Annotated in this window: 9 protein-coding genes and 1 pseudogene; all 10 read left to right on the top strand. The window is 65.9% G+C overall.

Going from position 1 to position 10,454, the window contains the following annotated elements; translation table 11 throughout:
- A pseudogene (locus B1964_RS04315) lies at nt 1–555 on the top strand (ABC transporter ATP-binding protein); the annotation flags it as partial.
- A 6-nt stretch (nt 556–561) separates the two neighbouring features.
- The gene (locus tag B1964_RS04320; protein WP_006368382.1) at nt 562–1,368 is read left to right on the top strand and encodes an ABC transporter permease; all 807 of its coding nucleotides are present in this window, start codon (nt 562–564) and stop codon (nt 1,366–1,368) included.
- Nucleotides 1,369–1,370: 2 nt separating this feature from the next.
- Nucleotides 1,371–2,249, top strand: coding sequence for an ABC transporter permease (locus tag B1964_RS04325; protein WP_006368383.1), 879 nt, complete (start codon nt 1,371–1,373; stop codon nt 2,247–2,249).
- Between the two features lie 3 nt (nt 2,250–2,252).
- On the top strand, nt 2,253–3,581 hold the full coding sequence (locus tag B1964_RS04330) for an MCE family protein (protein ID WP_079928979.1): 1,329 nt from the start codon (nt 2,253–2,255) through the stop codon (nt 3,579–3,581).
- Nucleotides 3,578–4,660, top strand: coding sequence for an MlaD family protein (locus B1964_RS04335; RefSeq protein WP_079928980.1), 1,083 nt, complete (start codon nt 3,578–3,580; stop codon nt 4,658–4,660). Before B1964_RS04330 ends, B1964_RS04335 begins: the two co-directional genes overlap by 4 nt.
- 8 nt (nt 4,661–4,668) lie before the next feature.
- On the top strand, nt 4,669–5,763 hold the full coding sequence (locus tag B1964_RS04340) for an MlaD family protein (protein ID WP_079928985.1): 1,095 nt from the start codon (nt 4,669–4,671) through the stop codon (nt 5,761–5,763).
- A complete protein-coding gene (locus B1964_RS04345; RefSeq protein ID WP_079928981.1) occupies nt 5,760–7,112 on the top strand; it encodes an MCE family protein in 1,353 nt (450 codons plus the stop codon). The genes B1964_RS04340 and B1964_RS04345 overlap by 4 nt, the downstream gene beginning before the upstream one ends.
- A 1-nt stretch (nt 7,113) precedes the next feature.
- Entirely contained in the window at nt 7,114–8,436 is a 1,323-nt protein-coding gene (locus B1964_RS04350) for an MCE family protein (protein ID WP_079928982.1), read from the top strand.
- Entirely contained in the window at nt 8,433–9,716 is a 1,284-nt protein-coding gene (locus B1964_RS04355; protein ID WP_079928983.1) for an MCE family protein, read from the top strand. The genes B1964_RS04350 and B1964_RS04355 overlap by 4 nt, the downstream gene beginning before the upstream one ends.
- A 106-nt stretch (nt 9,717–9,822) precedes the next feature.
- Nucleotides 9,823–10,454: hypothetical protein (locus B1964_RS04360; RefSeq protein WP_079928984.1), on the top strand; the 632-nt coding region annotated here is incomplete at its 3' end.

Here is a 10,454-nt window from a genome sequence, read left to right on the forward strand (position 1 = left end):
CAGCCGGTGGTCAAGCAGTTCCTCTCCGGTGATCGGTTCGGTCCGATCGGTATGTCGGAGGAGAAGGATGAGGCGGTCCAGAAGCAGGAAGAGGCGATGCAGGCCGCGGGTATCGGTGGTGGCGGTACCAAGGACGACTTCTCGGAGATCATTCCGCAGGTGCAGCCCAATCCGGGTATGCCCGAACGCAAGGCTGTCGCCCGTCACCGCGAACGCGTCCTGGAACTGCTGCCGTCGCTGCCCGAAAACGCTCAGCGCGCGATCCGCGAGTCGATGGAGCAGGAGGACGAGATCCGCGCCCAGGCACAGGCCCACGGCGCCGACATGGCCGAGAACGGGGCAGGCGCGCCCGCCCATGCCGGTGGGTCGGGCCAGGGGGAGTGGAGCTCGGCCGGCGGTGTGGCCACCGCCGAAGCGCCCACCGACGTCTACGAGTTCGCCGGCAACGACGCGCCCACTCAACAGTGGGACGTGCCGCCGGCCGCCCAGGCAAACCAGCCCACCGAGCAGATCGACACCACCAAGAAACCCCGACACGGCGACGGGCGGAGCTAACCGAGAATGGCCAATGCCACCACGCGTGGCGCCGACAAGATCGCGCAAGCCGGAACGAGTGCACTTGCCCAGGCGGGCAACATCGTCCAGCTGTTCGTCGACGTCGCGCGTCAGACCTTCGTACGGCCCTTCCAGTGGCGCGAGTTCATCCAGCAGGCCTGGTTCATCGCCAGCGTCACGATCCTGCCGACGGCGCTCATCGCGATCCCGTTCGGCGCGATCGTCTCGCTGCAGACCGGTTCGCTGATCAAGCAGCTCGGTGCCGAGTCGTACACGGGTGCGGCGAGTGTGCTGGTGGTGATCCAACAGGGATCGCCACTGGTGACCTCGCTGCTGGTCGCCGGCGCCGCCGGGTCGGCGGTCGCCGCCGACCTCGGTTCGCGCACCATCCGCGAGGAGATCGACGCGATGGAGGTGCTGGGCATCAACCCGGTCCAGCGCCTGGTGGTTCCGCGTGTGCTCGCGATGATCCTGGTCGCCGTGCTGCTCAACGGGCTCGTCGCGGTCGTCGGTATCGGCGGCGGCTACTTCTTCAACGTCATCGTCCAGGACGGCACCCCGGGCGCCTATCTGGCGTCGTTCGGAGCGCTCGCGCAGCTCCCCGACCTGTGGATCTCGACCATCAAGGCCGCGATCTTCGGTGTGCTCGCCGGGGTCATCGCCGCCTACAAGGGACTCAATCCCAAGGGCGGCCCAAAAGGCGTCGGTGACGCGGTCAACCAGAGTGTGGTCATCACCTTCCTGCTGCTGTTCCTTGCCAACCTGATCATCACGGCGGTCTACCTTCAGATCGTCCCGCCGAAGGGAAGTTAGGCGTGTCCGGTGGTGGCGGAGTGACGATCGCCAAGAGTCGTCCCGAGTATTACTTCTACGAAGCACGCAAACTGGCCGGCAAGCCGTTGAAGGTACTCGACGGCGCGGGCGAACAGATGTCCTTCTACGGACGGACGTTGGCGTGGATCCCGAAGACGCTCGTGCACTACACGCGCGAGGTGCTGCGTCTGCTGGCCGAGGTGGCCTTCGGTACCGGCGGCCTGGCCGTCGTCGCGGGCACCGTCGGCGTGATGGTGTTGATGTCGGGGTTCACCGGCGTCGTCGTCGGTTTGCAGGGATATTCGGCGCTCGACCAGATCGGTTCGCAGGCGCTGACCGGCTTCCTGTCGGCCTACGTCAACACCCGTGAGGTGGCACCCCTGGTCGCGGGGCTGGCGTTGTCGGCGACGGTCGGGTGCGGTTTCACCGCACAGCTCGGTGCCATGCGCATCTCCGAGGAAATCGACGCTCTGGAATCGATGGCGGTGCCGTCGATCCCGTTCCTGGTGTCCACACGTGTGATCGCCGGTTTCATCGCGGTCATCCCGCTCTACGTGCTCGGTCTGCTCGCGTCGTATCTGGCCTCCCGGGAGATCACGGTCATCTTCAACGGCCAGTCCGCGGGCAACTACGACCACTACTTCAACTTGTTCCTGCCGCCGGCCGACGTGCTGTGGTCCTTCGGCAAGGTGCTGATCTTCGCGTTCGTCATCATCCTGGTGCACTGCTATTACGGCTACTACGCCAGCGGGGGTCCCGCGGGCGTCGGCGTGGCGGTGGGGCACGCCGTTCGTGCCGCACTCGTCCTGATCGCGGTGCTCGACTTCTTCCTCGGACTGGCGATCTGGGGCACCACCACGACCGTCAGAGTGGGAGGCTGATCGATGGGGACCGTGCGCCGCAGACTCCTCGGCGTCGCCTTCCTGGTCGTCGTCGCGTTGTTCTTCGCGGTGACGATCATGAAGTTCAACAAGACATTCACCGACTTCACGACCGTCACGCTCACCACCGACGCCGTCGGCAACGCGCTGCCCGCGAATGCCGACGTCAAGGCCCGCGGGGTCGTCGTCGGCGAGGTCCGCAGTATCTCACCGGCGCCGAACGGTTCGGTCGACGTCGAATTGGGGCTCAACCCCGACATGGCCAAGCAGATCCCGCAGGCGACCACCGCGCGAATCCTGCCCAAGACGCTGTTCGGCGAGCGCTACGTCGATCTGCAGCTGCCCGCCTCCGGTGGACCGGGGCTGCAAAACGGTGACGTCATCGCGACCGACAAGAGCGGTAACGCGCAGGAGCTGCAGCAACTGTTCGACAAGCTGCTCCCGGTCCTGCAGGCCATCCCGCCGCAGGATCTCAACGTGACCCTGACCTCGCTGTCGCAGGCTTTGCAGGGCCGCGGCGAGGAGCTCGGCACCACCATCGACAACCTCAACAAGGTGTTCGTCGGCATCAACGGGGTGCTGCCCGACCTGCAGGGCACCCTGCGGGGCTTGGCGAGTTTCTCGCAGACCTACTCCCAGGCGCTGCCCGACGTCATCGACGCCCTCGACAACTTCCGCACCACGTCGAACACCATCGTGGAGCGGCAAGGTGACCTGCGGACGTTGATCGCCACCCTCGGGGTCGCGGCCACCGACACCACCGGCTGGTTGCAGCAGAACGGAAACAACCTCGTCGACCTGTTCGTCGATTCCGAGCAGTTGCTCACCGGACTGGCCAAGCAGTCGCCGACCTTCCAGTGCACCTTCCACAACTTCGCGACCCTGATCCCGGAGTCGCAGAAGATCGTCGGTGCCGGCACCGCCAATCCCGGTGTGCGCGTGAACCTGCAGTTCGTGAACCCCCGCGGACGCTATCTCCCGAACCAGGACGAGCCGCGGTTCTTCGACACCGATCCGCCCGCGGTCTGCTACGAGCCGCCGACCAACGGCCGCCCGTTCCCGCAGTACCCCGGCGGTGGACTGGCCGACGGCTCCTACCAGCCGCCGTCGCGTAACCCCGGCCCGCGGACGATGCCGAGCCTGCCGCAGCCGCAGTTCACCACCACCCCGGTCGGACTGATCAAGCCCTCGCCGTTCGACGACCCGTCATTCCGGACCCAGCTGAAGCTGATCTACGGCTCGGCCAGCGGTACCCGCCCGGACGACGTCCCGACCTGGATCACCATGATCGGTGGTCCGGCGCTGGCCGGCGCGGAGGTGCACATCCAGTGAAATCCATTGTGGGACCACTGATCAAGCTGATCACGTTCGCGGTGATCACCGTGATCGCGACCAGCCTGCTCGCCTTGACGATCGCCAACGCCGGCGGCGACGGCGACAGCAAGTACAGCGCCGTGTTCGACGACGCCGCCCTGCTCAACAAGGGCGACGACGTGCGTATCGCCGGTGTGCGCGTCGGTCAGGTCACCGACGTCGCGGTGTACGACCAGAACAAGGCGATGGTGAAGTTCAACATCAACCGGTCGTCGCTGCCGCAGGGTGCGCAGCTCTACATCCGCTACCGCAACCTCACCGGCCTGCGCTACCTGGCCGTCGAGCGGGGTGCGGGTACCTCCGATGCGACCGTGGCACCGGGCTTCACCTTCGGCACCGACCCGAACGTGCGCGACACGCATCCCGCGGTGAATCTCACCGAATTGTTCAACGGGTTCAAACCACTGTTCCGTCAGCTCTCGGCCGCCGACGTCAACAACCTCGCCGACCAGATCATCAAGATCTTCCAGGGCGAGGAGGGCAACATCTCCACGTTGATCTCGAGCACCTCGTCGCTGACGAACTCGCTGGCCGACCGCGACAAGGTGATCGGTGAGCTCATCACCAACCTGACATCGGTGCTCAACACCGTCAATCGCAACGACGCGAACTTCAAGTCGCTCCTGGACAACACCGAGCAACTCGTGACCGGCCTTGCGGCGCAACGTGGTTCGGTCGGATCGGCGATCGCCTCGGTATCGAATCTGACGACGGTGACCGCGTCGATCCTGTCGCAGACCAGGCCGTCGATCCAAGGCGACATCGCAGGTCTGAAGTCGCTGGCCGACCAGATCAACGCGCGCAACAAGGACGTGAACCAGATCCTGAACAATCTGCCGGTCAAGCTCCAGAAGATCGGCCGCGCGGCGACCTTCGGGTCGTGGTTCCAGTTCTATCTGTGCGGCATCGACGTCGTGGCGGGCAACGGTAAGTCGACCCTGCTGACCCAGCCGGCGGTGCCGCTGCCCGACATCAATCATGTGCTCTACACCAGCGCGGCGACCCGCTGCTGGAAAGACAACAGGCCAGGGGGGTGAGAGACGAGATGACGGATAACAGCAACCCCGGCAACGGCGCGGACGATACCGGCGCGCAGGCACCGAAGAAGTCCCATCCGCATCGCCGCTTCGGCGGTCGGCGAAGTCCGGTCTCCATCGGCGGGATCGGCATCCTGATCCTGCTGATGGCCGCGGTCTCCGCGTTCTATCTGACCTCTCTCCCGCTGGTCGGGCAGGCCGCCACCTACACCGCGAAGTTCACCGAGGCCGCAGGCCTCAAGGCGGGCAACGAGGTCCGCGTCGCCGGCGTCAAGGTCGGCGAGGTCAAGGACGTGACCCTCGACGGCGACCGGGTCGACGTCAGGTTCCGGGTGTCCAACACCTGGATCGGTAACCAGACGCAGGCGTCCATCCAGATCAAGACGGTGCTGGGACAGAAGTACCTGAGCCTCAATCCGCGCGGCAGCAAGCAGGCCGATCCCGATGTGCCGCTGACCGATACGGTCTCGCCGTACGACGTGATCGAGGCGTTCTCCGACGCGACGACCCAGATCGAGGACCTCGACACCAACCAGTTGGCGCAGTCGATGCGCTCGCTCTCGGATGCCTTCTCCGGGACCGCGGGTGACATGGGGCCCGCTCTCGACGGCATCGCGCGGTTGTCGAACACCATCGCCAGCCGTGACCAAGAGGTGCAGAAGCTGTTGCAGGCCACCAAGGACACCTCCAAGATCCTCGCCGACCGCAACCAGACCTTCGTGCGGCTGATCGCCGGTGCCGGGCAGTTGCTCGACGAACTCAACAACCGGCAGAAGAACATCTCGGCGCTGCTCGCCACGACGACGACGCTGTCGACGGCGTTGACCGGCATCGTGCGTGACAACGAGGCGCAGATCGGGCCCGCGCTCGACTCGCTCAAGGGCGTGAACGAACTGCTGACCAAGCAGAACGCCAACCTGCGCGCGACGATCACGAACATGGCGCCGTTCTATCGGCTCTACGCCAACGTGCTCGGCAACGGTCGGTGGTTCGAGTCGGTGGTCACCAACCTGCTGCCCCCGGCGCTGCCGCAGCAGAACACCACCCGACTGCCCAACAAGCAGGCCAACCAGAACAACGGCGGAACGGGGGCCACCGGATGACCACCGCACCGGATCTGACGAACACCTCCGGCCCCGGCCGGTGGTTCACCCCGCGCCACATCGTCTACATCGTGTTCGGCGTGATCATCGCGCTGATCGTCGCGGGGGTGTTGTGGTGGGCCTTCTCGCTGATCGGCACCACCAAGGTGACCGCCACCTTCCACCGCTCCGTCGGCATCTACGAGGGCACCGACGTCCGCGTCCTCGGGGTGTCGGTGGGCAAGGTGGATTCCGTTGAGCCCGAAGGCGATTCGGTCAAGGTGACGATGACGGTGGATCGTGGTGTGGATCTGCCCGCCGACGTCAAGGCCGTTCAGATCATCCCGTCGGTGGTCGCCGACCGCTTCGTCCAGCTGACGCCCGCCTACTCCGGCGGACCCAAGGCCGGCAAGGACGTCACCCTCGGACTCGACAAGACGATGGTCCCCGTCGAGATCGACCAGGTCTATTCGAGTGTGCAGAAACTGTCCGAGGCGCTCGGCCCCGACGGCGCCAACAGCAAGGGGGCGGTGAGCCAGCTCATCACCACCGGTGCCGACAACCTGCAGGGCAACGGTGAGAAGCTCGGCGCCGCGATCGAGAATCTCTCGAAGGCCAGCACCACCCTGTCGGACTCGCATGGCGATCTGTTCGACACCGTCAAGAACCTCAACACCTTTGTCGGCGCGCTGCGCGAGAACGACACCCAGGTGCGCCAGTTCAACACGCAGATGGCCGATTTCAACAGCTTCCTCGCCGGTGAACGCCAGCAGCTCGCGACCGCGCTGAACAAGTTGTCGATCGCCCTCGGCGACGTCGCCGGGTTCATCCAGGACAACCGCGAACAGATCGGTCAGACGCTGAAGGATCTACAGCCGACGACGCAGGCGCTGCTCGACACCAAGACGTCGCTGAAGGAGATCTTGACGGTGCTCCCGCTGACGCTGAGCAACCTGATCAACGCCTACGACGCCGAGTCCGGCACGCTCGCGATGCGACTGACGATCCCCGATCTGCAGAATCTGCTTGCGGCGCAGTGCAAGTTCCTCGACCTCGGTCAGCTGCTGCCGGGCAATCCGGCCGCCACCCAGTTCAGCGACACCCTCGCGCCGCTGATCAATCAGTGCACCAACATCGCCAACCAGGTCAACGACAAGGTCCTCACCCCGATCCTGCCCATCCTGCCGTTCGGCATCATGAGCAACGGCAAGTTGCAGCAGTATCCGGTCCCGGGCACCGTGCCCGGTACCCCGGACCGGCGGCTGAATCCGGGGCCGAGCACGGGCCGTACGCCGGCCTCGACCACCGCACGGCCGTCGACGAGCCGCCCGGCGTCGACGACGGCCCGACCGGGAACGGGGGGCAACTGACATGGGGTATGTGACGAAGCACTCGCGCCCGTCGCTGCGTGCTCGGTTGACCGGAACATTGGGTGCTCGGTTGACCGGGGCACTGCTGAGCCTGGCCACCGTGGTGCTGGTGGCCGGTTGCGGCAGCAACGGCATCCAGTCGATCCCGCTGCCCGGTGGCGTCGACGTCGGCGACAATCCGCGGACCTACACCATCCAGTTCAGCGACATCCTGGATCTGGTCCCGCAGTCGATGGTGAAGCAGAACGGCGTCGCCGTCGGCCGCGTCACCAAGGTCGAGGTCCCCGACAACGAGTGGTACGCGCTGGTCACCATCAAGGTGAAGCACGAGATCGACCTGTCCGACCAGGCGCAGGCGGCGGTCCAGCAGACCAGTCTGCTCGGCGAGAAGTTCGTGGCCCTCGACGACCCGGCGGAGGCCGGCAACGCGCCGCGCCAGCCCGACGGCCAGCCGATTCCGCTGGCCCGGACCCGCACCGCCACCGACATCGAACAGGTGCTCGGCGCGTTGTCGATGTTGCTCAACGGAGGTGGCATCAACCAGCTGGAGCCCATCGTCACCGAGCTCAACAAGGCCTTCGACGGCCGCGCGAACAACGTCAAGAGCTTGCTGAACAACGCCTCGGAACTCATCTCGGGTCTCAACAAGCAGCGCGACGACATCATCAGTGCGATCGATGGGCTCAACACGCTCTCGGCGCGGGCCAATGCGCAGACCGATCAGATCAACCGCATCCTGCAGCAGTTGCCCGCCGGTATTGCCGTCCTCGAGCAGCAGCGTCCGCAGTTCGTCGACCTGTTGACCAAACTCGACAAACTCGGGCAGGTGGGCACCGATGTCCTCGGCCGCGCCCGCGAGTCGATGATCACCGATCTCAAGGCGCTTCGACCGGTGTTGACCGAATTGTCCAAGGCGGCACCGGATCTCATCACCGCCGCGCCGCTGATGCTGACCCACCCGTTCCCCGACTCATTGCTGCCCGCGGTGCAGGGTGACTCGACCAACCTGTTCATGACGTTGGATCTGCGCACGCTGAATCAGCTCGAGGCGCTCGGTGTGGGCCAGGGCAACCCGGTCTATTCGCCGCCGGAGCGGCACAGCGTGCCGGTGAACCCGTCGAACCCCTACTACAAGGGCAACGGGCCGCGTTACGGCTGGCCGACGATCACCCTGCTGCCGCCGGCCGCGAACTCGCGTCCGGGCCCCAACACGCCACCGTCGGGCGGCACCTACCCGGCCAACCCGGCGTCGTTCGCCCCGGTTCCCGCCCAGGGGCAGGGACTGCTGGACAAGACGCTCGCACAGATGGGGGTGGGCGCATGATCGGCAAGCTCGCCAAGATCCAGCTGCTGGTGTTCGCCGTCGTCGGCATCGTCGCGATCGTCTACGTCGGCGCGAAATACGCGCGGCTCGACAAGCTCGCCGGCATCGGCAACTACACGGTGACCGCGGAGATGAATCAGTCCGGTGGCATCTTCACCAACGCCGAGGTCACCTACATGGGCATCCCCGTCGGCCGGGTGGGCGCGATGACGCTGACCGCCGACGGCGTCGACGTCAAACTCGACCTCAACTCCGGTGGTCCCAAGATCCCGGCGTCGTCGAAGGCCGTCGTCGCCGAGCGGTCGGCGATCGGTGAGCAGTTCATCGACTTGCAGCCGTCGGGGTCGACGTCCGGGCCGTACCTGGGCAACGGGTCGACGATCTCACCCGACAACGTCTCCATCCCGGCGCCGCTCGAGGACGTCGTCGCCTCGGCCATCAACTTCACCAACTCGATCCCGATCGACGACCTGCACACGGTGATCACCGAGCTCGGCAAGGCCTTCAACGGGCAGGGTGACAATCTGTCCCGCCTCGTCGACTCGTTGAACACGCTGGCGAAGGCGGGCGCGGACAATCTGCCGCAGACGATCTCGCTGATCCAGAACTCCGATGTGGTGCTCTCCACCCAGGCCGACCAGTCCGATGCGATCCTGACGTGGTCGCGCAACCTGAACCTGATCACCGCCACGCTCGCGTCGTCGGACCCCGATCTGCGACGTCTGCTCACCACGGGCACGGCGTCGGCGACCCAGATCTCGGCGCTGATCCAGAAGAACGGCGGCGATCTGGGCAAGGTGGTCGGCGACCTTTCCGAGGTGTCGCGCACGATCCAACCCGCGACGTACATGACCTCGGGGACGTTCGCGATGCTCTCGGCGCTCTCGGCAGGCAGCCACAGCCCGGCACCCGGCGACGGGCAGATCCACTTCGGCATCGTGCTCGAAACCAACAACCCGCCGGCGTGCACCAAGGGGTACGAGAGCACCTACAAGATGATCGACGAGATCAAGAAGAAGGACCCGACCTTCGACATCCGCTACGACGATTTCCCGTTCAACACGAACGCGTCGTGTGATGTGCCGTTCGGTAATCCGACGGGTGTGCGCAGCGCCGACCGCGTGCAGTACGCCAACCCCGACACCCCGCAACCGTGGGACAACACGCCCAAGAAGGACCCCGACAAACTGAACCTCAATCCGCTGGCCACCCAGCTCGCCTACCTGTTGGGTGTGCGTCCGGTGAACCCCGGTGGATTCGGGTACGGCGTCGGCCAGTGACGAAACACGCTGGATGACGGGCTGTTTCCGGCCCGTCGACGACGCCTGTTCGACGATGAAGGAGCGATTGGCAACCTCTCAGGTCCGATCGTTACAGTGACGCGCGATGACGACGAAGAGTGACCCGAAGCGGTCCCGCACGCCCCGGCAAGGGACCGACGAACCCGGCGCGGCGGGCGGACGAAACCCCGCTGCCGGTACCGCGGCCGACAAGAACGGGCCGACACCGCGCAATGCCGCGAGGCTGCGCAACATTCTGGGCGTGGTGGTGATCGGCGTACTGGTCGCCGCGATCGCATGTGCCGGCTGGTTCGGGTATCGGGCCTATGAGGCCTACGCGGTGGCGGCGCCGACGCAGCAGGCACGCGACGACGCGACGGGAGCCGCCGAGCAGGCGATGCTCAACGTCACCACGATCGATCCCAAGAACATGAACACCTTCAACCAGCGGCTGCAGAGCAGCTTCGCCGGTGACGCCCTCGATCAGGTCCGCCAGCAGGTGGCCGGCACGCTCGACCCGCAGCTCCAGCAGGCCGGCAGCCAGGTGGGGTCGACGACCTCGCGGGTGGTGCGGTCGGCGCCGACGCAGGTGAACGCCGACGAGGGGACCGCGCAGGTCCTCGTGTACGTCGCGGTGACGGGCAAGATGCCCGGGCAGGCGTCGGAGACCCCGAACACCATGGGATTCCTGGTCGGGATGCAGAAATTCGGTGACACGTGGAAGGCGGTGAAGGTGAG

Origin of the sequence: Gordonia sp. i37 (assembly GCF_002043085.1) — a bacterium.
In the GTDB taxonomy this organism is placed as follows: Bacteria; Actinomycetota; Actinomycetes; order Mycobacteriales; family Mycobacteriaceae; genus Gordonia; species Gordonia polyisoprenivorans.

Excerpts from the sequence above, each read along its gene's own strand:
- B1964_RS04320 (WP_006368382.1), top strand. The coding sequence starts at position 562 with ATGGCCAATGCCACCACGCGTGGCGCCGACAAGATCGCGCAAGCCGGA.
- B1964_RS04330 (WP_079928979.1), top strand. The coding sequence starts at position 2,253 with ATGGGGACCGTGCGCCGCAGACTCCTCGGCGTCGCCTTCCTGGTCGTC.
- B1964_RS04340 (WP_079928985.1), top strand. The coding sequence starts at position 4,669 with ATGACGGATAACAGCAACCCCGGCAACGGCGCGGACGATACCGGCGCG.
- B1964_RS04345 (WP_079928981.1), top strand. The coding sequence starts at position 5,760 with ATGACCACCGCACCGGATCTGACGAACACCTCCGGCCCCGGCCGGTGG.
- B1964_RS04350 (WP_079928982.1), top strand. The coding sequence starts at position 7,114 with ATGGGGTATGTGACGAAGCACTCGCGCCCGTCGCTGCGTGCTCGGTTG.
- B1964_RS04355 (WP_079928983.1), top strand. The coding sequence starts at position 8,433 with ATGATCGGCAAGCTCGCCAAGATCCAGCTGCTGGTGTTCGCCGTCGTC.